A 22,928-nucleotide genomic window follows, 5' to 3' on the forward strand; every position below is an offset into this window, starting at 1 on the left:
ATTTTTGGTCGATGCGGTGGTTTTGATAAACCTTTGTTGTTGTTACCATCAAAGAAATTGTTTCGTCGAGGGAGAGGACAGCGCTTGGCGACGAATAGTGACAAATTCTAGCACATTATTCTGTGAGTTGATTTAAATCAAAACTTGAATAACTTGTGGGCAAAATATGGACGTATATGGCTGTGGGGGATGTTTTTTCAACAAATGCTACGAGGAAGATGGCGTCGATGGGAAGTGCTGTGGGCGCAGATGATACGCTTAGTTTAAAATGTGGTCAACTGATGACGCATGATTACTTTGTCGAGTGAATAGTTGACATCGCGCGACGGCACTGCAAAATGTAGACAACCCTGATCATAAATCCAGTACGGTATCAGCATGGATATTGTCAATATCAAACCCTTTAAACTTGCGTCTCGGTATTCTCCCTCAGGCGACCAGCCGACAGCCATTGCTCAGTTGCTTGATGGGCTGGATTCGGGTTTGGCCCATCAGACTTTACTTGGTGCAACGGGGACCGGTAAGACCTTTACGGTGGCCAATGTGATAGCCGAGGCGGGACGTCCGACTTTGATCTTAGCGCCGAACAAGACATTGGCGGCTCAGTTATATGGTGAAATGAAGGAATTCTTTCCGGAGAATGCCGTAGAGTATTTTGTTTCTTATTATGACTACTATCAGCCGGAAGCCTATGTGCCAACGACAGATACCTTTATTGAAAAGGACTCTTCGGTCAATGCCCATATTGAGCAGATGCGTTTATCGGCAACCAAAGCGCTGCTAGAACGGCGTGATGTCGTTATTGTGGCATCTGTTTCTGCTATTTATGGTTTGGGTGACCCTGATTCCTACCTCAAAATGATGCTCCATGTACGTCGCGGCGATATGCTGGATCAGCGGGATATCCTACGGCGCTTGGCGGAGTTGCAATACACCCGCAATGATATTGCTTTTGAGCGTGGTACGTTCCGGGTTCGGGGAGAGGTGATTGATATTTTCCCGGCGGAATCAGAAAAAGATGCTATCCGTATTGAGCTGTTTGATGATGAAGTGGACTGTATCAGCAGCTTTGACCCGCTGACCGGTGCGGTGATAAAGCGGGATTTGCCCCGCTGTACCATTTATCCGAAGACCCATTATGTGACACCTCGTGAACGCGTCCTTGAGGCTATTGAGGGCATAAAAGAGGAACTGGTCGATCGCAAGCAGCAGTTTCTTGATAATAATAAGTTGGTTGAGGAGCAACGGATCAGCCAGCGGACTCAGTACGATATCGAAATGATGAACGAGCTTGGCTTTTGCTCGGGGATCGAAAACTACTCACGTTACCTCAGTGGGCGTGCGGAGGGTGAGCCGCCACCGACCCTGTTTGATTACTTGCCAGCCGATGGCTTGTTATTGATTGACGAGTCACATGTCACCGTTTCTCAAATTGGCGCTATGTATCGCGGCGACCGTTCCCGTAAGGAAAACTTGGTCGAGTATGGCTTCCGCTTGCCGTCGGCATTGGATAACCGACCGTTGAAATTTGAGGAATTCGAGGCACTGGCTCCCCAGACTATTTATATTTCGGCGACGCCGGGTAGTTACGAGATAGAAAAGTCCGGCGGTGATATTGCTGAGCAGGTGGTTCGCCCGACCGGCTTGCTGGATCCGCAGATTGAAGTGCGCCCAGTGGCGACACAGGTCGATGATCTGCTCTCTGAAATTCGGATTCGCGAAGCCAAAAACGAGCGGGTGCTGGTTACTACGCTGACTAAGCGGATGGCCGAAGATCTGACTGAGTATCTGTCTGAGCACGGGGTAAAAGTTCGCTACTTGCACTCTGATGTTGATACGGTTGAACGGGTCGAAATTATTCGAGATTTACGATTGGGCGAGTTCGATGTCTTGGTTGGGATCAACTTGCTGCGTGAGGGCTTGGATATGCCAGAAGTGTCGCTGGTTGCGATTCTTGATGCTGACAAGGAGGGCTTTTTACGTTCCGAGCGTTCACTGATCCAGACAATTGGTCGTGCTGCGAGGCATTTGTCAGGTAAGGCGATTTTGTATGGTGACAGAATAACGGGTTCGATGGAGAGGGCGATTAATGAAACGAATCGTCGTCGCGATAAGCAAATTGCCCACAATGAAAAAAATGGGATCGTTCCTAAAGCACTAGAGACCAAGATCGCCGATATCATGGAGCTTGGGGCCCCAGGCAAGACCAACCGGGCTGCTAAGTTGCATAAAGTCGCAGAGCAAAAAGCTAGCTACACCGTAATGACACCGCAACAGTTGGAAAATGAGATCCAGCGGTTGGAGAAAGAAATGTATGACGCGGCTCAGAACTTAGAGTTTGAGCAGGCCGCCGAACTGCGAGACAAAATTCTTTCTCTTAGAGAGCAATTTATTGCCAATAGCTAGTTAAAAAAAAGCCAACCGAGAAAGTCATTCGGTTGGCTTCATTGTTTTAGTGAAAAAAATCCACAAACAACGTCAGTTGGCTAGGTTGACTCTAAGGAAGAGTCACTTTAATTAAAGCAGGTAGTGTGCCAACTTTGTTTGAAATCTTTAATTGTACTTTTTTAGCGGGTTTATCCCGCTTTTTTTGTGCAGGCCAGCAAATCAATAACTACATATTTGCATTTTGCGAATCATTATGCGATTCATATTGGAAAGCAAAGAGCACTAAAGTTGCAAATTAGTAAAACCAGCGAATTTCTTTAGATTACAATTACTATATTCAAGCTGCTTCATTTTGAATTCAATGTGTTTAGGTTGTTTGGGTATACAAGGTATCCAGATTGGGAGGGGCAATGGAACGCACTGCTAAACAGCGTCAGGTGTTGATGGTAGAAGACACTGCATCAGTCGCGGCCTTATATAAATCATATCTGAATCCATTGGGTGTTACGGTTACTATTGTCGGGACCGGTGCAGAAGCGTTGGCATTTGTCGAGCAAACGTTGCCGGATCTGATTTTGCTGGATCTCAGGTTACCCGATATGACGGGTATGGAAGTACTGGAATCTGTTAAACGTGATTATGGCGATGTCCCCGTAGTCATTATGACCGCGCATGGTTCGATAGACGTTGCCGTTGAAGCGATGCGTTATGGCGCGCAGGATTTTTTGATCAAGCCCTGTGAGGCTGATCGACTGAGGGTGACGGTTAACAAAGCACTCAAGCAAGAGAAGCTTCTGCAAGATGGTGAATCATCGTCGAAACAAGCCGGGGCACAATATCAGGGCTTCATCGGCAATAGCCTACCAATGCAGGCCGTGTATCGAGTCATCGAATCTGCCGCTACGAGTAAGGCAACGGTGTTTATAACCGGAGAGAGCGGTACCGGTAAAGAGGTGTGTGCCGAAGCCGTTCACGCTGCCAGTCCGCGAAATGACAAGCCATTTGTCGCATTGAATTGTGCTGCTATCCCCAAAGAATTAATCGAAAGTGAATTGTTCGGCCATATGAAAGGGGCCTTTACCGGCGCATCGACAGAGCGACAGGGGGCTGTTGAACTCGCGCATAACGGCACTCTGTTTTTGGATGAATTGTGTGAAATGGATTTGGATTTGCAAAGCAAATTGCTACGTTTCATCCAAACAGGAACCTATCAGAAAGTTGGTTCATCGAAGACGAATACTGTTGATGTGCGTTTTGTCTGTGCGACCAACCGTAATCCGTGGCAGGAAGTCCAGGAGGGGCGCTTTCGTGAGGACCTGTATTATCGGTTGCATGTGATTCCTATCAATTTACCACCACTGCGAGAGCGTGGTGATGATGTTATTGAGATTGCTCATGCCTTACTTGCCTTGATGTCATTGGAAGAAGGTAAGAATTTTAGCCGCTTTTCCCCTGAGGTCATCCAGTTGTTCAAGCATTACCATTGGCAGGGTAATGTGCGGGAGCTGCAAAATGTTATTCGTAATATCGTCGTGTTGAATGACGGTGAAGAAGTGACCCTGTCTATGGTTCCTCCGCCAATTAATAATGATGGCGTTAAATTTGCATCCTACTCATCAAATCCTGCGGCGCAGGTGACTTCTATTCCCACAGATATAGGGCAAGAAACGACGGCGGCGTTCGACAAGTCTCAAGTGGAGCCTCTATGGCTGGTTGAGAAGCGAACGATCCAAGCCGCGATAGATGCCTGTGATGGTAATATTCCTCGCGCTGCTGGACTTTTAGAAGTCAGCCCTTCGACGATATACAGAAAATTACAAATTTGGCAGGATACGCAAGGCTAGAGGTAGGAGAAACTGCATGGCGACGACAATTAATGCACAAACAATTCAGCGCATGGCTGAAGAAGTTGGTGAAGATACATTACAGCTACTGCTTACGGTCTTCAGCGATGAACTTGAGCAGTATTTCAGTAAATTATCAGACGATCCTACTCTGCTGGATGTAAGAGAGATCAGCCATGCGATAAAAAGTAGTGCTGCCAGTTTTGGGGCTGATGAACTGGCCCGTATGGCCCAAGAATGCGAATCTCGTGTTAAGCAGGGGCAGGATACTTGGATGGCAGACCATCTGCCGGAGTTCAGACAGATGGTCGAAGGAATGGCAATTGAATATCGTCGGTTAGCCAGTCATGATAATCCGCTCAACTGCTTGCTTTAATTTGTTCCGGTCGTGCCGCCATTGATGGTGGCTTGATGCGAGTTCAGCAACATGAATGTTGTAATTTGTCTCAAGCTCCGTCAGTGGTTTGTCCGCGAGTACCCAGTCGATTTTTCTTCCTTCCATTGAACGCTCACACCAATTGAGCATGTCAGTTAGGCTCATCATTCCAGCGGGTCCCGGTTCTTTATCCAAATTTGTGATAAAGACAATTTTTGCGCGGGTGATATTTAGCGCATGAGCAATATCTTTGAGCAGCAGGGGTGGCATGACACTGGTAAGGAAACTGCCAGGGCCAAGCAGGATGATATCGGCTAGCTTGATAGCAGAAATTGCCTCTTCAGTGGCGGGCACGGTGGGCTCTACCAGTAAGCGACGTGGGATACTATCCAGTTCATCAACACTGGTTTCGCCGTTGATGATTTCGCCCTGTTGCGTTTCGGCGGCCAGATCGGCCGGATGTTCAGACATTGGTACAATATGTGTTTTGACCTTGAGCATGTCACGGATCATGTGAATCGCATCAAGCGGGCGAATGGATAGATTGTCCAACGCCTTGAGCATTAGGTTGCCCAAGTTGTGGCCCGACAGTTCACCTGTCCCTTCAAAGCGGTATTCGAAGATCATCGAGCCCACAGAGGGTTCGGTGACCAGCTGATTGATGCAGTTGCGAGTGTCACCCCAAGCAATACCGCCTTGGCAGGCACGAATACGTCCTGTAGAGCCGCCGTTGTCGGTTGTCGTTACTATGCCGGTGACATTTTCGCCATAGTCAGACAATGCAGAGAGGATTCGGCCGAGGCCATGTCCTCCGCCTATGGCGACAATTTTTGTCTCCGATGACAAATTTTCTGTAAATGTAGGCATAGCAGAAGTAAACAATATTATTAGAAATTAGTGGCAGTTTACCTGCTTGTGGGTGTGGAATACAGTGCGCAATAAGGCAAAGCGTTGTATTAGGGGATGCGGGGTTGTCTTTGTGCGAGAGCCTTCACTTGATAAACCGCCGCAAGCATCAATTGTGACGTCGCTTGCGGCAATGGGGTCAATGGGGCTTGTGCATAATACTCATGAGGTAGTCGTAGGTATCCATGCAGTTGGGCGCACTGAGTAGAAGTTGTTTTTCGCTGGCCGGAAGAGGGAGCAGCTCGAGCCAGCGTTGACATAACCAGCTTAAGTTGTCGAATTGTTTATGGTGGTGCATGCCGTTAAGCTCGGGATGCTTTTTGAACATCAATTTGAGTTTTTCAGCTAAAATCTGTTGGTCACAATTTACTTTAGTTTCAGGCCAAGGCTGAATGGCTTCATATTCTGCCGTGAGCAAACCATTCTCGTCTTCGTTGAGGTTATCGATGCGGAATGATTCATGTCCTGCGACAGTAACAATCAAGCTGCCGTCAGTGGGGGAGGCGTCAAAATCTTCGACGGTTACCCGGGTGCCTATCTGGTAAAAATGGTTTCCATGATCATCATTGTCAAACATGCACACGCCAAAAGTACCGCCGTTGCGAATAGCGGTTTTGAAAGCATGCATTTGCGGGCCATGCGCGATACGAAGAGGTATCCGGCCACCGGGTAGAATATGACGCTTTTGGAATAGTAGCGGTATGCACTGTTTCATGGCCAGCTCCGGTTATTGTTAGTATGGTATACCAGACACTGCAAATGTGATGCCTATTTGTCATACCGCTTATTGGGCGATGTTACCCCTAGTGTTTTTGTTATTTGCAAAATCCTCCGCAACTGCCGATGCAATTTGCGAATCATTTTTGGTTGGCAATAATTTTCAGAGCCGTATCACTGGGAAGCAGCTCAAGGTGGCTTTGCTCATCGAAGTACCACCCCTTGATTAGCCCTTTTTCCTGCATGTCGATGAAACCGTTAATGACAGTTTTTGCCTGCTCTTGTGCTTGCCGGGCATCAAGCCCTTCTTCCCGCTGAAGATAGAGCGCAACATCTTCAACAGTGGCTGATTCGATAATATTGGACATAATATCCTCACTTTTAGTAAGAAAAATTCCCCGTATCCTCCTTAGTAGTATTGTCGTTAAATACCCTGAAAGGTAGAATGCAGCACGAAAAAATATTCCATGAAGATATGAGCGGCTGAGGGGCTGCTGCTGTCCTCGGCAAGAGGGAAATAAACAGGCCGACGGCACGATCTTCTGATACTTTTATAATGATTACGCTATTGTGCAGATTTTGGTTTATTCCTGCCTGCGCAATTGCCATAACTCCGAGCTTGGCGCACTAAGTGCTTGACGGAGGCTCTCAAGGAGGGACCTCTACGTTGGGGATACGTGAGCCTGGCCAGTGACAGATGTCACCAGGGTCGGTAAAGAAATGCATCGGCCTCCCGTACTTGGAAAGGTGTTCCGTGGCGAAACAATTTGAAGATAATTTTCATCGTAAGTTCTATTACTTGCGTTTGTCAGTAACTGACGTTTGTAATTTTAAATGCACATATTGCCTACCTAACGGCTACCATCCGGAAGAGAAAAAGCGCCCTGCTTTTATGTCTCTGGATGAGATCCACCGCGTTACAGCGGCCTTTGCAGAGTGTGGTACCAGCAAGGTACGCATTACCGGCGGCGAGCCGACTCTTCGTCGCGACTTCACCGATATTGTCCGAACTGTGGCCGAGCAGCCGGGCATCAGCAAGGTGGCGATGACCACCAATGGCTACCGTATGGCCAAGCAGGTTGCGGGCTGGCGTGAGGCGGGTCTGACCCACATCAATGTCAGTGTCGACAGTCTGGATCCTCGCCTGTTTCATCAGATCACGGGTGAGAATATGTTTGGTCAGGTGATGGCCGGGATTGATGCCGCATTTGAGGCTGGCTATGAGCAGGTCAAGGTCAATACCGTTCTGCTCAAAGATCTTAATTCCCAGCAACTTCCTCAGTTCCTTGAGTGGATCAAACATCGTCCGATCCAGCTCCGTTTTATCGAATTGATGCAAACGGGGGAGATGGACAGCTTGTTCGCCAACCACCATGTGTCAGGCGTAAGCATCCGCAATCACTTGATTGCCAATGGCTGGGTATTGAAAATCAAGGCCAACAATGATGGTCCTGCGCAAGTTTTCTGCCACCCAGATTACCAGGGTGAAATTGGCCTGATCATGCCATACGAGAAAGACTTCTGTAAAAGTTGTAACCGCTTGCGTGTTTCAGCCATGGGCAAGTTGCACTTGTGCCTGTTTGGTGACCATGGTGTCGATCTTCGTGACTTGCTACAGCAGGATGAGCAGCGAGAAGACTTGATTGCCCGCATACAGGGTGGCCTGCAGGAAAAAGCCGTGAGCCATTTCCTTGAGCAGGGCAATACAGGTATGACGCCGCATCTGGCATCAATTGGCGGCTGATCCATTCCCACCTGCCGGACACACATATTTTCTATTTACCTTCTTGGAAGAGACGGATGAATCAATTTACGCATATCAATGCTTCTGGCGAAGCAAACATGGTTGACGTGTCTGCGAAAGTAGAGACTGTTCGTGAAGCTCGTGCTGAGGCTTATGTCAGTATGGCTCCTGAAACATTGGCGTTGATCCTATCGGGTCAACATCACAAGGGCGATGTATTTGCCACTGCCCGTATTGCCGGTATTCAAGCTGCAAAGAAAACGTGGGATCTGATCCCGCTTTGTCACCCATTGCTGTTGTCGAAAGTCGAAGTGCAGCTTGAAGCTATCGAGGCAGAAAACAAAGTACGTATCGAATCTTGCTGTAAGCTGGCAGGGAAAACAGGCGTAGAAATGGAAGCGCTCACAGCTGCTTCCGTTGCTGCACTGACCATCTACGATATGTGTAAGGCCGTTCAGAAAGACATGGTGATCGAGCAAGTTCGCTTGCTTGAGAAAACGGGTGGTAAATCAGGTCATTTTAAGGTGGAAGCATGATTAACGTACTTTTCTTTGCCCAGGTAAAAGAGCTGGTGGGCGTTGACCGCATCGAGATCGACGCTGAGTTTGCGACCGCCGAGGCCCTACGTGCCCATTTGGCTGAAAAGGGTGACAAGTGGCAGTTGGCTCTTGAATCAGGCAAATTGCTTGTTGCTGTAAACCAGACAATTTGTTCATTGGAAAGCCCACTGACAGACGGTGATGAAGTTGCCTTTTTCCCGCCAGTAACAGGGGGGTAATCATGATTTCTGTACAGTTTGACGATTTTTCGGTTGCGGATGAATACGCACGCTTGGCCGAAGGTGCCGATGCCGGTGCGGTAGTGACCTTCATTGGTAAGGTACGCGATTTTAATCAGGGCGACAGTGTAACCGGGCTTTCGCTTGAGCATTATCCTGGTATGACCGAAAAGTCTTTGGCTGAGATCGTCGAGCAGGCTCGTGAACGTTGGCCGTTGCTCAAAGTCCGAGTAATTCACCGGGTCGGTGATCTTGGATTGGGCGATCAAATCGTTTTTGTTGGTGTTACCAGTGCCCACCGTGGCGCGGCTTTTCAAGCCTGCGAGTTCATCATGGACTACCTCAAGACTCGCGCACCATTTTGGAAGAAAGAGCAAACACCAGAAGCGTCACGCTGGGTTGATGCTCGCGAGACAGATACATCTGCAGCAGACCGCTGGAACAAACAGTAATTTCTCCTCCTTTCGGATACCGGCCAAATCGCAATTTGGCCGGTATCTGTTTGTAAAAAATCATCCTCTCTCCCCATGCCTGAATAATCTTTCTTGAATATTCAGGTATTTTTTCCTTTTCCTCTGTGTTAGGTTGAAAAGTGTAAGGATAAATAACCGTTATTAGTGAATGGTTATATAGTTTTGTCATTAAGCTCTCGTGCTGATGGGAGAGCAGTACAGAATAATTTTTTGGTTGTCGCGTGCAGAGAAGGAGTATGACTATGATCAGAAGCGATCGACTACTCTATGAACTAGAGCCCGAAGGATTCGGTGGGCGTCACTGTGAGTCATGGGACCAGTGGCGACAAAAGGCAAATGTAGCATTGCCTAATTTTCCAGATGATGTCCTAGAGCAATGGGTGTACCGGCACTGGAAAGGGGTACTGTGCAATTGGGGGTGGCTGGATTTTCAGTCAATGCGATTCGAGCTGGAGCAGTGGGAGACTGAGAAAATTCAGTCACTGATCAAGACGCCACATCAGGAGGTCGTCGACAAGCTTTCTTCGCGTATGAGTAATGCGTTGTTCCAGCGGAGTTGGCTGGTGCAGGATATGCAGAAGCATGGCACATGGCCGGTAGCGCCAATCGTGTTGCACTACGAGCGTGATATTGATGTGATGCAGGGGAAGGTGATGAAGGCACCTTATAACTTGCTAGAGGGGCATCATCGCTTAGCTTACTTGTTGCGTTTGGCTGAGCAGGATGCTGATTTGGCATCGACCCATTCTGTTTGGATTGCGAGAATCCCACTTCATTGAGTTCGCCCTTTTATACACAAAACCAACCGGTTGGCATTGTAAGCCAGCCGGTTTTTTTATTGTATAGCCTTAGGTTGCTTGTTCGGTTTCAGTTTGTTGCTGGAGCTGCTTAATACAGCGCCGCTCTGCTGCATTGAGTTCCATCATTAGTATATTGATATCTGCTTGTTGCTGTTGAAGTTTTACTTGACGGTTGTGAATGGTATTTAGCATTGCTTGTAGGTTCTGCACTGAGTTGTGCCTTGTGTCATAGAGAGTAAAAAGTTCGTTGATATCAGTAAGGCTAAATCCAAGCCGCTTTCCCCTGAGGATGAGCTTCAGCCTCGCCCTATCTTGGCGCGAGAATATGCGTTGTGTTCCTCGCCGTTGGGGGGTGAGCAGCCCTTGGTTTTCATAAAAACGGATGCTGCGAAGTGTGATTGCAAACTCGGTGGCTAATTCTGAAATGGTATAGATGTCATCAGCAGAAGTCGTTGGCATGGCGGTATTCTCATTCCGTTGTGGTGTTGCCCGATGAGGGGGATCTGTTCATTCCGTGAACCGGAAAATCATTTCATAATCACCGATAAATAACAACGTATTAACGGAATATCGGCCATAAAATAGCCCCTCCTGAGAGGGGCTAGGTATTAAGCACAAGGCTTATTTGTGTCCGTCTTTAGTTTTGTGCGGCGCTGCCGGAACATAGCTAGGACGGTGACGAGAAGGACTGGGGCGAGAAATACAACCTGCTGGTCTCATGGATTACTCTCAAACAATAACGGAACGGAATGCCGGCACAATTATCATCATTTAATAATTGCGCCAGTAAGGTGATGTTAGCGTTGTTGTCTTGTTATGGATACGTATCAACCTAGCAAAAAAAGTCATGTAATAACTTAATCTATTGGGCTGGTTTTATATGCCTCTGAGTTATTAAAGCTCGGGCCTATAGGGAGCTCGACTGCGCATAACCCGGTAACTTGTGCCATGCTTATTGGGTGCTCTGGCACAGGTTGTTCAAAAACAGATTGTTAAAAAACGTTACGCTAACGGGTTAACAGTGGAGGGTTACATGAAGCACAAACGCATGTCTAATCGTCGTATTAAACAGATGCTTGAAGATATTAACCATGATGGTCTGTTTGATGATGCGCTGACAAATAATGACAGTTTGGTCGATAAAAAGGATCAGGGTACACATGAAGTACCGCCGAATATTAATTTAGATAGTGAAGATAAGTAATTATTTCAGATTGAGCATTTTCCGAGAAAGCGCCGAAAGGCGCTTTTTTTATGCTCAAAGCGTCTGTTGTTTGTTTTTTGTTATCGCTAGGGGTGTTTGATGTTATTTGCTCAAGCGTCTTGTGCTGAATATTTAACCATTTTTATGATTTCTACACACTAAATTATGCACATATAGCTTTTATGGCGGATTTTTCTCTTAATGTTGGGTTTTGTGATAGATCGGACTGCAACGAAAAAAGCATTCAGTGTATTGCACTATATTGCTTGCTGGTATTGAGGATATTATGTGTTTTTGTAATCAAAATGTGGCAAATTGCTTTGATGCCTGATAATGTTTTGTTCAAATCTTCGGTTTGATTTGTGATGTGATGGATATTCAGCACAAATATTTTGCCTCTGTGTGCCAGCCGAAGTTCGCAAGGATGTAATCTCAATGTATCGGAGTTTATGCATGAATAAGAATAAAATTACCCAGTCGCTGCTCTTAGGCGCTGGTATGGTTGTGGCTGCTACCTCTCTTCCCGCCTTTGCCGCAAATGTACCCGACGATATCAAACTGGCCGCGAAGCAAGAGCTAGTCCGTGGTAATGGTACCGAAGTCGAATCTCTCGATCCGCAGAAAGTTTCCGGTGTCCCAGAATCTAACGTTATCCGTGATTTGCTTGAAGGCCTAGTTAACCAAGATGGTGAGGGTAATCTGGTTGGTGGCGTCGCTAAGTCATGGGAAACCAAAGACAATAAAACCTGGATCTTCCACCTTCGTGAAGATGCCAAGTGGTCGAATGGCGAATCTGTTCTCGCTAGCGACTTTGTTTACACTTGGCAGCGTCTGGCTGATCCCAAGACCGGTTCACCATACGCTTCCTACCTAGACATGACGACCATGCTTAATGCCGGCGATATTATTAATGGCAAGAAGTCCCCTGAGACGTTAGGTGCCGAGGCGATTGATGCCCATACCCTGAAAGTAACGCTGGAAAAACCGGTACCGTATTTCGTGGCGATGACGGTACATACATCAATGAAACCCGTTAACCAGAAGGCGGTGGAGAAATTTGGCGACAAGTGGACCAGCCCTGAAAACTATGTCGGCAACGGTGCCTTCCAGCTAGACAACTGGGTGGTTAACGAGCGTATTGTTCTAAAGCCAAATAAATATTACTGGGACAACGGCAACACTGTTCTTACGAAGGTGACCTATCTGCCGATTGAAAATCAGGTTGCTGAGATGAACCGCTTCTTGGCTGGCGAAGTGGACGTGACCTACGAAATGCCGAACGAGCATTTCAAGCGACTGGTCAAGCAGAACCCGGATGATGTCAAAGTAACGCCTTACCTGTGTTCTTACTACTATGAGTTCAATACGGCCAAGGCGCCGTTCAATGATGAGAAAGTGCGCAAGGCGCTGTCTTATGCCATCGACCGTGATGTAATTGCCAAATTTATTGTTGGTAAGGGCGAGACGCCTGCCTACAACTTTACCCCGTTGGCAACCAATGGGTTGGATGTTGATATGCCGGATTACTCGACGCTTTCCCAGAAAGAGCGTGTTGCCAAGGCGCAGGCTCTGCTTGAGGAGGCCGGCTATGGCAAGAGTAACCCACTAGAGTTTAACCTGCTTTATAACACCAGTGAGAACCACAAGAAGATCGCCGTCGCGATTGCGTCGATGTGGAAGAAGTCATTGGGTGTGACCGCCGTTCTGGAAAACCAGGAGTGGAAGAGCTACCTAGATAGTAAGCGTCAGGGTAACTTTGACGTGTCGCGAGCAGGCTGGTGTGGTGACTACAACGAAGCGTCAACCTTCTTGGCTATTATGCGTGATGGCCACTCCCAGAACTATCCGAAGTATGCCAGCAAGTCTTATGATGGCCTGTTAGATCAAGCCCTGACGGCGGCATCGGATGCCGATCGCGCCAATGCATATAAGAAGTCCGAGGCACTGCTGGCGAAAGACATGCCAATTATGCCGATTTATCATTATGTCAACGCGCGTCTGGTGAACCCAAAGCTGGGCGGTTACCCGGAACATAACCCTGAAGATAATATCTTCAGCAAAGATCTTTATATTATTGCTGACTAATGTTCGCTAAGTAATAAATACCATAATAAGCGCTGCCCTCAGGAAGGGGGCAGTGCCATTTCTGGCTTCCAAAGCAGAGTTGATTTTTTCTGTCACAGACTAAAAGTACGGTGGAGTTTATGTTTAAATTCATCGCAAAACGGATTTTTGAAGCGATCCCTACCTTATTGGTGTTGATCACCATTTCGTTTTTCCTCATGCGTTTTGCTCCGGGTAACCCATTTTCAAGTGAACGGCCGCTTCCTCCAGAAGTGATGGCCAATATCGAAGCCAAATATGGTCTTGATAAGCCGGTGTTAGAGCAATACACCACCTATCTGGGCAACATTGTCCAGGGGGACTTTGGCCCATCATTCAAGTACAAGGATTTTACGGTTAATGAGCTGGTGTCTAAGGCTCTGCCTGTCTCGGCCCAAATCGGCTTTTTTGCTTTTATCTTTGCTCTCGTCATGGGGGTGACGGTCGGTACGATTGCTGCCTTGAAGCAAAATAGCTGGATAGACTACTGCATCATGTCGACCGCCATGGCTGGGGTCGTGATGCCCTCGTTTATATTGGCCCCCGTTCTTATCTATATCTTTTCGATTAATTTGGGTTGGTTGCCTGCAGGCGGCTGGAATGACGGCTCCGTGAAGTACATGATGCTGCCGATGATCGGGATGTCGCTGCTGTATGTGGCTACCTTTGCCCGTATTACCCGCGGTAGCATGATCGAAACCCTCAACAGTAACTTTATCCGCACGGCTCGCGCCAAGGGATTGAGCTATCCGCGCATCATCATCAAGCATGCCCTCAAGCCGGCCATGCTGCCAGTCGTATCCTACATGGGGCCTGCATTTGTCGGCATCATTACCGGTTCGGTTGTGATCGAAACGATTTTCGGCCTGCCGGGGATTGGAAAGCTGTTCGTCAACGCCGCCTTTAACCGAGATTACTCGCTGGTATTGGGTATCACGATATTGATTGGCTCGCTGACCATTATCTTCAACGCCATTGTCGATATCGTATTGGCCTACATTGATCCAAAGATCCGTTACTGAGGGACTGACTGATGATGCTAACAAAGAAAGAAAACGTCGAAGCCATTAGCAAGTTCTCGGATCAGCTTGAGATTGAGGGACGTAGCTTGTGGCAAGATGCCCGGATCCGCTTTATGCGCAACCGAGCCGCGATGGTGAGCTTAACCATCCTGTTTCTGATCACGCTGGCGGTGATCTTCGGCCCGATGTTCAGCAGCTACGCATTTGACGACACCGACTGGTATGCGCTTCATGCAGCACCGAGCCTAGGAGCCGATGGCCATTTCTTCGGGACTGATAGCTTGGGGCGTGACCTGTATACCCGGACCTTGGTGGGGGGCCGAATCTCCCTAATGGTGGGGATCCTCGGGGCGTTGGTTGCAGTGGTCATTGGTACTTTGTACGGCGCGGCTTCAGGGTTTATTGGCGGGCGCACGGACCGGATCATGATGCGCCTGCTCGAAATCCTTTACTCGATTCCGTTTATGTTTTTCGTGATTGTGCTGGTGACCTTTTTTGGCCGTAATATCATGCTGATCTTCGTGGCCATCGGGGCGATTTCCTGGCTCGATATGGCGCGTATCGTCCGTGGGCAGACCTTGTCCCTGCGCAGCAAGGAGTTCATCGAGGCGGCCCATGTTTCTGGTGTGAGCCAGTGGCGGATCATTACTCGCCATATTGTGCCGAACGTATTGGGTATTGTGGCGGTGTACTCAACCCTGTTGGTACCGTCGATGATTTTGACCGAATCTTTCCTCAGCTTCCTTGGCTTGGGGGTTCAGGAACCAATGACCAGCTGGGGTGCGCTGCTGCAAGAGGGCTCCCAGACAATGGAAGTTGCGATATGGCAGCTGTTGTTCCCGGCCGCTTTCATGGTGGTCACCCTGTTCTGTTTTAACTACGTGGGTGACGGTCTGCGTGACGCACTGGATCCGAAAGACAGGTAACCAAGGACTCGCCGCCGGCCAGCGTCAAGTTGGCAGGCCGAAGGTGGAAAAAGAATAAGGAAGTAGTATGAGCCTATTAGATGTCAAAGATCTGCGTGTTGAGTTCAAAACTCAGGATGGCATTGTCACCGCAGTTAATGACCTGAATTTCGCCCTAGATAGGGGTGAGACACTGGGTATTGTTGGGGAGTCCGGTTCGGGAAAAAGCCAGACGGTATTTGCCATTATGGGCCTGCTGGCCAAGAACGGCATGATTGGCGGTAGCGCTAAGTTCGAAGGGCGTGAAATCCTCAATTTGCCAGAGAAAGAGCTGAACAAGATCCGCGCAGAGCAGATCGCGATGATTTTCCAAGACCCGATGACATCCCTTAATCCCTATATGAAAGTCAGCGATCAGCTGATGGAGGTGCTGATGCTGCACAAGGGGATGGGCAAGGACGAAGCTTTCGAGGAAAGCGTGCGGATGCTAGAAGCGGTGAAAATTCCCGAGGCCCGCAAGCGGATCAATATGTACCCCCATGAGTTTTCGGGCGGGATGCGTCAGCGGGTAATGATCGCCATGGCGTTGTTATGCCGTCCTAAGTTGCTTATTGCCGATGAGCCGACAACGGCTTTGGATGTGACAGTTCAGGCCCAGATCATGGAGTTGCTCAATGAGCTTAAGAGTGATTTCAATACTGCCATTATTATGATCACCCATGATCTCGGGGTGGTCGCCGGAAGCTGTGACAAGGTGCTGGTGATGTATGCCGGGCGCACCATGGAGTACGGCAAAATCAATGAGATTTTCTACCAGCCATCACACCCGTATACCGAAGGGCTGCTCAAGGCGATCCCGCGGTTGGATACTGAAGGGGAGGAGTTGCCGACGATTCCGGGCAACCCGCCCAATTTACTGCGTCTGCCAGTAGGCTGTCCTTATCAGGAGCGATGCCACCGCGTCGGAAGCCGCTGCCAGCAGGAAGCACCGGAGCTGAAGGCGTTTGCCGAAGGGCGATTGCGCGCATGTTTTTCTGATGTGGGGACGTGGTAATGGAAATGCAGAAAAAGCTATTGTTGGATATTAAAGATCTCAAAGTTCATTTCAATATTGCCCAGAAGTCGGCATGGCCGTGGACCAAACCATTGACGCTAAAGGCGGTGGATGGGGTCGATATTCGCCTGTTCGAGGGCGAGACCTTGGGCGTGGTAGGCGAGTCAGGTTGCGGTAAGTCCACCTTTGCTCGGGCCATTATAGGCTTAGTTGAGGCCACGGCGGGTAATGTGGTTTGGCTGGGCAGCGATCTGACGACGTTGGATCATAAGGCGATGCGTGAAACTCGCAAGGATATCCAGATGATATTCCAAGATCCGCTGGCGTCTTTGAATCCGCGGATGACGGTCGGGGAGATTATTGCCGAGCCGCTGAAAGCCTACTTCCCGACTATGCCCGCCGATGATGTGAAGGCACTGGTACGTGAAATGATGACCAAGGTTGGCTTACTGCCTAACGTGATCAACCGTTACCCGCATGAGTTCTCAGGGGGGCAGTGCCAACGTATCGGGATCGCGCGGGCGCTGATTCTGAAGCCTAAGCTGATTATCTGTGACGAGCCGGTATCGGCGCTGGATGTATCGATTCAGGCGCAGGTGGTGAATTTGCTTAAGTCATTGCAAAAGGAGATGGGGCTGAGCTTGATCTTTATTGCCCACGACTTGTCGGTGGTGAAGCATATTTCTGATCGGGTGTTGGTGATGTATCTGGGCAATGCCGTCGAGATGGGTGAGGCATCGGCACTGTTTAGCGATCCGAAGCACCCGTACACCAAGGCCTTGATGTCTGCGGTGCCAATTCCGGATCCAGATTTGGAGCGCAATAAGCATATCGAGTTGCTGGAAGGGGAGCTGCCATCGCCGATGAACCCGCCATCGGGCTGTGTGTTTCGAACTCGTTGTCCGGTCGCCTCGGCTGAATGTGCGCAGCAAAAGCCGCAATTGAGCGGGGGGGATATCCATTCGGTTTCGTGCCTGAATGTTCATTGATTAAAGCCTGTGACAGGCTTAAGCGCGGCTGTAGTAGCCGCGCTTTTTTTATCGTGTTACCGCGCGGAAGGTTAGTCTTCGTTCGGGTACCAGTAGCCTTGGTTGACCAACTGGGTCAGCAGGGCAATGAAGGCGGGGTTGTCGATAAGCTTGCCGAGCTGGCTACGCGTGATTGCTTCTTCGTCACATAGGTAGCTGGCCGCAATGGCACACTCTTCTGGCAGTTCGTAGCTTTCCCCGTTGATGAATAGAACATTGGCCTGCTCTGGGTAGTAGAAAGCCCGCAGCCCACCGAGACGCTTGATGGCTTCGCCACTGTCGAGCAACTGGTAGATTTCAGCTGCCTGCCAAGGCGGCTCTGCGGCGACGATGTCAAGATCGTGGCGGCTGTTGCTGAGGTGCTCGCCAAGCCACTGTTTCATCATCTCTGGATGGTCGAGCAGGCTGCGCATCATGGTTTCCATTGCGTTGAACTCGTCGGCCATGATGGCACCGCACGCTTTGCGCGCTGGCAGATCCGGATTGTGGTAGTGAACATCGCCGATATCGTTGGCAATAACAAAATCGGCAAAGCTGCTCAGCAATTCCTGTTTCTTCGGCGAACGGAAGCCAACCGAGAAGCTCATCGATGTTTCGATGGCATAGCCGTCGTGCGGGAAGCCCGGTGGGATATAAAGGATGTCACCAGGCATCAGGATATCATCGATGATTGGGTCAAAGCCTTTGATTTGGCGCAGCGCCGGATGGCCGAATTCTTCTTCGTAGTCATCTTTTTTCGGGCCGACTCGCCAGTGGCGCTTGCCGGAACCTTGAATGATGAATACATCATATTGGTCAATGTGCGGGCCAACGCCGCCGCCCGGTGTGGAGTAGCTGATCATCAGATCATCGAGTAGCCAATTTGGCAGCTGGCGGAAAGGCGTGACTAGCTGTGCTGCGCCTTCATGCCAGTGGTTGACGGCTTGGACAATGAATGACCAGTTGTCTTCCGGTACGTTGTCAAAGCTGAGCGGGCCGTGCTTTACGTCCCATTCCTTGCCGTGTTTGGCGATATAGCGAGAATCGATTTCTTCTTCCATCGCCAGACCGGCGAGTTCGTCTGGACTGATAGGGTCGATGAAATCTTTGAACCCACCTTTGATAATGGTCGGTTTTTTCTGCCAGTATTCGGCAAGAAATTCGTCAAACGAGAAGGTGACTTGATACATAGGAGCTTCTTTATTATTGCTATAAGGATAAGTATACCCGAGCCGTGCGACGGTGAAGGCCAAAGTACATTTGTGTACGCAGGCTTGGGCTGGCAGGAATATCGGCAAGTATTAAATGCCAAAAAAAAGGCCAGCGCAAGGCTGGCCTTAGAGGTATTCTGATTTCAGATAGCTTTACAGCTTGTCAGTCAGCTTGATGGCATCACCAATGTAGTTGGCAGGTGTCATCTCTTTCAGGCGTACTTTTTCGTGTTCTGGCAGCTCAAGGCCATCGATGAAGGCACGCATGCCTTCGCCGTCAACACGCTTGCCGCGAGTTAGCTCTTTCAGCTTCTCGTATGGCTTCTCGATGCCGTAACGACGCATAACTGTCTGAACTGGCTCTGCCAGTACTTCCCAGTTCTTGTCTAGTTCCGCTTCTAGTGCCGCCTGGTTAACTTCTAGCTTGCTGATGCCTTTTAGCGTTGAGGTGTAGGCGATGATTGCATAGCCACAGCCAACACCCAGGTTACGCAGAACGGTTGAGTCAGTCAGGTCACGTTGCCAGCGTGAAACAGGCAGTTTCTGTGCCAGGTGGCCGAAGATCGCGTTGGCTAGACCAAGGTTGCCTTCTGAGTTTTCAAAGTCAATTGGGTTAACTTTGTGCGGCATGGTTGATGAACCGATCTCGCCGGCAATAGTCTTCTGCTTGAAGTGACCCAGAGCAATGTAGCCCCAAACGTCGCGGTCGAAATCAAGCAGGATAGTGTTGAAGCGCGCAATGGCATCAAACAGCTCTGCGATATAATCGTGCGGCTCGATTTGGGTTGTGTATGGGTTCCAAGTAACGCCTAGTGACTCGGTGATGAACTCTTCGCTGAACTGGTGCCAGTCAACGTCAGGGTAAGCAGACAGGTGGGCGTTGTAGTTACCCACGGCACCATTGATTTTCGCAAGAATTTCAACGTTGGCAATTTGCTTGTACTGACGTTCCATTCGGTACGCAACGTTCGCCATTTCTTTACCCATGGTTGATGGGGATGCTGGCTGACCGTGGGTACGGGACAGAAGAGGAATATCGCGGTATTCGTTAGCAAGGCCCTTGATAGCATCGATAACGTTGCGGATTTCCGGAAGGATCACCGTTTCACGCGCTTCGTTAAGCATCAATGCGTGAGAGGTGTTGTTGATGTCTTCAGAGGTACAGGCAAAGTGGATGAACTCGTTTACCGCATGTAGCTCAGGCACTTCCGCCACTTTTTCTTTCAGGAAGTATTCAACCGCTTTTACATCGTGGTTAGTCGTGCGCTCAATTTCTTTGATACGCAGGGCATCTTGTTCGCTGAATTCAGCAGCAATGCGGCCTAGGAAGGCATTGGCTTCGTCGCTGAATGCAGGGACTTCCGCGATAGCATCAGTAGCGGCCAGTTTCTGTAGCCAGCGGATTTCAACGATTGTACGGTATTTTAGCAGACCAAATTCGCTGAAGATGCTGCGCAGTGCAATCGTTTTACTTCCGTAGCGGCCATCTACTGGGGAAACAGCAGTCAATGCTGACAGTTCCATGTTGCTCTCTCCTGATTAATTTTGTTAATACAAGGTGTCAATTTGCTCCCTTGCGAAAACAGTGCAAGGGAAAGAAAAAAGGTGCCGGTCTAGCCGGCACAATATAATAGCTAAAGCAACCGTGGCTTAGTTGCGGGCCAGCAGGATTTTCGCCTGCTGAACCATCTGTTTGCGACCAAAGAGGATATGACGGCGTTTACCGCCAACCTGACGCCACAACACTGCCGAGCGAATGGCGGCCAGTAGCAGGGCGCGCACTTTGTGCTGGACGCTCTGCTGCTGAAGTTGTGCCGGTGTGCCGGTAACTTGGATCCGAGGGCCTAGCGGGCTGATGATATCGAGATAGATGCTGGCAAGATTGCTGATCATCTGATCTTCCATCAGATCGAAGTGAACGACTTGGCGTTTGGCGGTATCAATGCGATCACCGAGTTGGGCCATGGAGTCACGACGCGAGGCAAGTTTTCGCTCCAGTGCCATGACACTGATTAGGTAGCGAGTCAGTTCATTGCCTGATGGCGAGTTGTCAATTTCGGCAGCCAAAGTTTCCAATCCGATACGCAAGTTTGCTTCGCTGCCGAAAATGTCAATGGTATTGGCCGGGTTGGTCGCCATGATGCTTTTCAGGCAAGCTTCCAGCGCGTCATCATCACAGTGGCCATCGCGGGCTACTTTTTGGACGAGCTTGGCAGCCTGGCAAATGCCGGCAAATGCAATAGTACGGTCATAAACAGTGTATGCCACGTGCGTCAACTCCCTTAGATACGCTTTTCGATAATGCCGCCGCCCAAGCACACTTCGTCTTTGTAGAAGACGGCTGACTGGCCAGGGGTAACAGCAATTTGCGGCTCGTCAAAGATCACCTTGATGGTTTCGTCATCCACAGGGATGACGGTACAAGGGATATCCTGCTGGCGGTAACGGGTTTTCACCGTGCACTGGAACGGTTCGCGTACCGGCAGGCGGTCAACCCAGTGTAGCTGGGCTGCAATCAAGCCGTCAGACTTCAGGCGAGGGTGATCTTTACCCTGGCCGACAATCAGCACGTTGCGTTCAACGTCTTTGTCTACCACATACCACGGATCTTCATGTCCGTTGCCGCCTTTCTGGCCACCAATCAGCAGACCTTTGCGCTGACCGAGTGTGTGGTACATCAGGCCTTGGTGCTCGCCAATCACTTTGCCATCGTCAGCCGTTTCAATGTTGCCTGGCTGAGCTGGCAGGTATTTACTTAGGAATTCTGTGAACTTACGCTCGCCGATAAAGCAGATACCGGTTGAATCTTTTTTCTTGGCGGTGATCAAGCCTTGTTCTTCGGCAATGCGTCGCACTTCTGGTTTCTCTAGTTCGCCGACAGGGAACAGGCTACGGCTGATTTGCTCATGGCTCAGCGTATAGAGGAAGTAACTCTGATCTTTGTTGTTGTCGACGCCGCGTAGCATTTGTGGTTTTTCACCTTCCGCGGTTGGGAAGCTACGGCGGGTGTAGTGACCCATCGCGATATAGTCGGCTTCTAGCACTTCATCGGCAAATTCGAGGAAGGCTTTGAATTTGATTTCTTTGTTGCAAAGAATATCTGGGTTAGGTGTACGGCCTGCCTTGTATTCTGACAGGAAGTATTCGAAAACATTGTCCCAGTATTCAGCCGCGAAGTTAATGGTATGCAGCGGGATACCCAGTTTGTCACATACAGCTTGCGCGTCAGCGAGATCTTCGGCTGCCGAGCAATATTCATCGTTGTCGTCTTCTTCCCAGTTCTTCATGAACAGGCCTTCAACTTGATAGCCCTGTTGAAGAAGCAGGTACGCGGAAACCGAGGAATCTACACCGCCGGACATGCCGACAATGACTTTTTTCTGGCTGTTATCTGACATATTTATCTTCAGTCGTTAATAGAGTTAAGAGCGTAATTCTAACAGAAAGCTTTTTGCTGAAACAGAGCGAGAGCCTAATCACACTTTATAAATTTAACTGACTTGGAAAAAACATTTTAGACAGGGAGTTTTCGCCCTGACGCAAACGTTTGCTTTCGGGCGGCAATGATAGTGTAGCTATGACCAAAAGTGTAGTATTTTCCATTCGAATATAGAAAAAATTACAATTTTTCTTGGCATTCCAGCTCATGTTGAGCTGGGATCGTGGCCGATCCCAGTGGGAGGGCTAGGCTTGCCCTAGGGTTACTTCGCGCCATTCACCAGGGGCAAGATCATCGACTGTCCAGTCGGCCATTTGGTAGCGGATCAGACGCAAGGTCGGGTGGCCGATATGGGCTGTCATCCTACGAACTTGGCGGTTACGTCCTTCTTGGAGAGTAATGGCGAGCCAGGTTGTTGGAATATTCTTGCGTTCGCGAATAGGAGGTACACGCTCCCAGACTTGTGGGTCATCGATGACGACGACGCCCGCAGGCAGGGTCGGCCCGTCCTTGAGGGTAACCCCGTTGCGTAAGGCATTAAGACTTTCGTCGCTCGGGCAGCCCTCGACCTGAACCCAGTAGGTTTTTGGCTGCTTGGACTTAGGTTGGGTTAGGCGTGCCTGCAAGATCCCGTCGTTGGTCAAAACCAGCAGTCCTTCGCTGTCCTTGTCCAAACGACCGGCCGGATAAACGTCTTTTACCGGGATGAAATCCGACAATGTCTGATCGCCCGGTTCGCCGGTGAACTGGGTCAAAACGTTAAATGGTTTGTTAAATAAAATGATTTTTTGTGGCCCGCGAGGTCGGCGCGGCTGATTGGGCTTTCTTGATGCTCGGCGCGCATTATTAGAACGTTTGGGTTGACGCGTAGCGGTGTTTCGATTCATAAATAGCGTGTTATATAGGGATGTTAAGGTGATTAGACAGGCATATTATACGCGAAAAACACCTTGTGTG

23 protein-coding genes and 1 riboswitch are annotated in these 22,928 nt (G+C 49.3%); of the genes, 14 read left to right on the forward strand and 9 right to left on the reverse strand.

Annotated elements, in window-relative coordinates; translation table 11 throughout:
* Nucleotides 1-378 precede the first annotated feature (378 nt).
* The 3 genes from uvrB (at nt 379) to ACSF8X_RS07485 (ending at nt 4,608) form a co-directional block, all read left to right on the forward strand.
* Nucleotides 379-2,406: an excinuclease ABC subunit UvrB gene (uvrB, locus tag ACSF8X_RS07475; RefSeq protein WP_047879383.1), complete on the forward strand. Its 2,028-nt coding sequence runs from the start codon at nt 379-381 to the stop codon at nt 2,404-2,406.
* 392 nt (nt 2,407-2,798) lie between these two features.
* The gene (luxO, locus tag ACSF8X_RS07480) at nt 2,799-4,232 is read left to right on the forward strand and encodes a quorum-sensing sigma-54 dependent transcriptional regulator LuxO (RefSeq protein WP_500851053.1); all 1,434 of its coding nucleotides are present in this window, start codon (nt 2,799-2,801) and stop codon (nt 4,230-4,232) included.
* Nucleotides 4,233-4,248: 16 nt separating this feature from the next.
* On the forward strand, nt 4,249-4,608 hold the full coding sequence (locus ACSF8X_RS07485; protein WP_047879385.1) for an Hpt domain-containing protein: 360 nt from the start codon (nt 4,249-4,251) through the stop codon (nt 4,606-4,608).
* Here ACSF8X_RS07485 and yvcK read toward each other — a convergent pair.
* The 3 genes from yvcK to ACSF8X_RS07500 form a co-directional block, all read right to left on the reverse strand.
* Nucleotides 4,570-5,475: a uridine diphosphate-N-acetylglucosamine-binding protein YvcK gene (yvcK, locus tag ACSF8X_RS07490; protein ID WP_500851054.1), complete on the reverse strand. Its 906-nt coding sequence runs from the start codon at nt 5,473-5,475 to the stop codon at nt 4,570-4,572. The two genes, ACSF8X_RS07485 and yvcK, sit on opposite strands and share 39 nt — an antisense overlap.
* A gap of 178 nt (nt 5,476-5,653) precedes the next feature.
* Entirely contained in the window at nt 5,654-6,229 is a 576-nt protein-coding gene (locus ACSF8X_RS07495) for an LON peptidase substrate-binding domain-containing protein (protein ID WP_047879387.1), read from the reverse strand.
* Nucleotides 6,230-6,371: 142 nt separating this feature from the next.
* A complete protein-coding gene (locus tag ACSF8X_RS07500) occupies nt 6,372-6,599 on the reverse strand; it encodes a hypothetical protein (protein WP_047879388.1) in 228 nt (75 codons plus the stop codon).
* A gap of 231 nt (nt 6,600-6,830) precedes the next feature.
* A riboswitch (molybdenum cofactor riboswitch) is annotated at nt 6,831-6,997 on the forward strand.
* Here ACSF8X_RS07500 and moaA point away from each other — a divergent pair.
* The 5 genes from moaA to ACSF8X_RS07525 all read left to right on the forward strand — a co-directional run bounded on the left by moaA (nt 6,986) and on the right by ACSF8X_RS07525 (nt 10,005).
* Entirely contained in the window at nt 6,986-7,975 is a 990-nt protein-coding gene (gene moaA, locus ACSF8X_RS07505) for a GTP 3',8-cyclase MoaA (RefSeq protein WP_047879389.1), read from the forward strand. Its footprint overlaps the riboswitch before it by 12 nt.
* Before the next feature lie 56 nt (nt 7,976-8,031).
* Entirely contained in the window at nt 8,032-8,511 is a 480-nt protein-coding gene (moaC, locus tag ACSF8X_RS07510; protein WP_047879390.1) for a cyclic pyranopterin monophosphate synthase MoaC, read from the forward strand.
* Entirely contained in the window at nt 8,508-8,753 is a 246-nt protein-coding gene (gene moaD, locus ACSF8X_RS07515; protein WP_047879391.1) for a molybdopterin synthase sulfur carrier subunit, read from the forward strand. Before moaC ends, moaD begins: the two co-directional genes overlap by 4 nt.
* Nucleotides 8,754-8,755: 2 nt before the next feature.
* Complete coding sequence (moaE, locus tag ACSF8X_RS07520) at nt 8,756-9,205, forward strand: molybdopterin synthase catalytic subunit MoaE (protein ID WP_047879392.1); 450 nt, start codon at nt 8,756-8,758, stop codon at nt 9,203-9,205.
* A 263-nt stretch (nt 9,206-9,468) separates the two neighbouring features.
* Nucleotides 9,469-10,005 carry a hypothetical protein gene (locus ACSF8X_RS07525; RefSeq protein WP_053062490.1) on the forward strand — a complete coding sequence of 179 codons (537 nt, stop codon included), beginning with the start codon at nt 9,469-9,471 and terminating at the stop codon, nt 10,003-10,005.
* Between the two features lie 69 nt (nt 10,006-10,074).
* Here ACSF8X_RS07525 and ACSF8X_RS07530 read toward each other — a convergent pair whose 3' ends face one another.
* A complete protein-coding gene (locus tag ACSF8X_RS07530) occupies nt 10,075-10,485 on the reverse strand; it encodes a MerR family transcriptional regulator (protein WP_500851055.1) in 411 nt (136 codons plus the stop codon).
* Nucleotides 10,486-11,059: 574 nt separating this feature from the next.
* Here ACSF8X_RS07530 and ACSF8X_RS07535 point away from each other — a divergent pair.
* The 6 genes from ACSF8X_RS07535 to oppF all read left to right on the forward strand — a co-directional run bounded on the left by ACSF8X_RS07535 (nt 11,060) and on the right by oppF (nt 17,303).
* Entirely contained in the window at nt 11,060-11,230 is a 171-nt protein-coding gene (locus ACSF8X_RS07535) for a hypothetical protein (RefSeq protein ID WP_157037853.1), read from the forward strand.
* A 453-nt stretch (nt 11,231-11,683) separates the two neighbouring features.
* A complete protein-coding gene (locus tag ACSF8X_RS07540) occupies nt 11,684-13,315 on the forward strand; it encodes an ABC transporter substrate-binding protein (RefSeq protein WP_047879394.1) in 1,632 nt (543 codons plus the stop codon).
* A 119-nt stretch (nt 13,316-13,434) separates the two neighbouring features.
* Complete coding sequence (gene oppB, locus ACSF8X_RS07545) at nt 13,435-14,355, forward strand: oligopeptide ABC transporter permease OppB (RefSeq protein WP_047879395.1); 921 nt, start codon at nt 13,435-13,437, stop codon at nt 14,353-14,355.
* A 14-nt stretch (nt 14,356-14,369) separates the two neighbouring features.
* The gene (oppC, locus tag ACSF8X_RS07550) at nt 14,370-15,281 is read left to right on the forward strand and encodes an oligopeptide ABC transporter permease OppC (RefSeq protein ID WP_047879519.1); all 912 of its coding nucleotides are present in this window, start codon (nt 14,370-14,372) and stop codon (nt 15,279-15,281) included.
* A 67-nt stretch (nt 15,282-15,348) separates the two neighbouring features.
* On the forward strand, nt 15,349-16,314 hold the full coding sequence (locus tag ACSF8X_RS07555; protein WP_047879396.1) for an ABC transporter ATP-binding protein: 966 nt from the start codon (nt 15,349-15,351) through the stop codon (nt 16,312-16,314).
* Nucleotides 16,314-17,303 carry a murein tripeptide/oligopeptide ABC transporter ATP binding protein OppF gene (gene oppF / locus ACSF8X_RS07560; RefSeq protein WP_500851056.1) on the forward strand — a complete coding sequence of 330 codons (990 nt, stop codon included), beginning with the start codon at nt 16,314-16,316 and terminating at the stop codon, nt 17,301-17,303. Before ACSF8X_RS07555 ends, oppF begins: the two co-directional genes overlap by 1 nt.
* A gap of 71 nt (nt 17,304-17,374) precedes the next feature.
* Here the strand turns inward: oppF and ACSF8X_RS07565 are convergent, their stop codons facing one another.
* From ACSF8X_RS07565 to rluE, 5 genes are all read right to left on the reverse strand, one after another.
* The gene (locus ACSF8X_RS07565; RefSeq protein WP_047879398.1) at nt 17,375-18,511 is read right to left on the reverse strand and encodes a ribosomal protein uL16 3-hydroxylase; all 1,137 of its coding nucleotides are present in this window, start codon (nt 18,509-18,511) and stop codon (nt 17,375-17,377) included.
* 174 nt (nt 18,512-18,685) lie between these two features.
* On the reverse strand, nt 18,686-20,056 hold the full coding sequence (gene purB, locus ACSF8X_RS07570; protein ID WP_500851057.1) for an adenylosuccinate lyase: 1,371 nt from the start codon (nt 20,054-20,056) through the stop codon (nt 18,686-18,688).
* Nucleotides 20,057-20,182: 126 nt separating this feature from the next.
* A complete protein-coding gene (gene hflD / locus ACSF8X_RS07575) occupies nt 20,183-20,800 on the reverse strand; it encodes a high frequency lysogenization protein HflD (protein WP_500851058.1) in 618 nt (205 codons plus the stop codon).
* Between the two features lie 14 nt (nt 20,801-20,814).
* Nucleotides 20,815-21,930, reverse strand: a complete 1,116-nt coding sequence (gene mnmA, locus ACSF8X_RS07580; protein WP_047879401.1) for a tRNA 2-thiouridine(34) synthase MnmA — start codon at nt 21,928-21,930, stop codon at nt 20,815-20,817.
* 286 nt (nt 21,931-22,216) lie between these two features.
* Nucleotides 22,217-22,858: a 23S rRNA pseudouridine(2457) synthase RluE gene (gene rluE, locus ACSF8X_RS07585; RefSeq protein ID WP_500851059.1), complete on the reverse strand. Its 642-nt coding sequence runs from the start codon at nt 22,856-22,858 to the stop codon at nt 22,217-22,219.
* Nucleotides 22,859-22,928 lie beyond the last annotated feature (70 nt).

It is taken from the genome of Photobacterium panuliri (assembly GCF_059920555.1).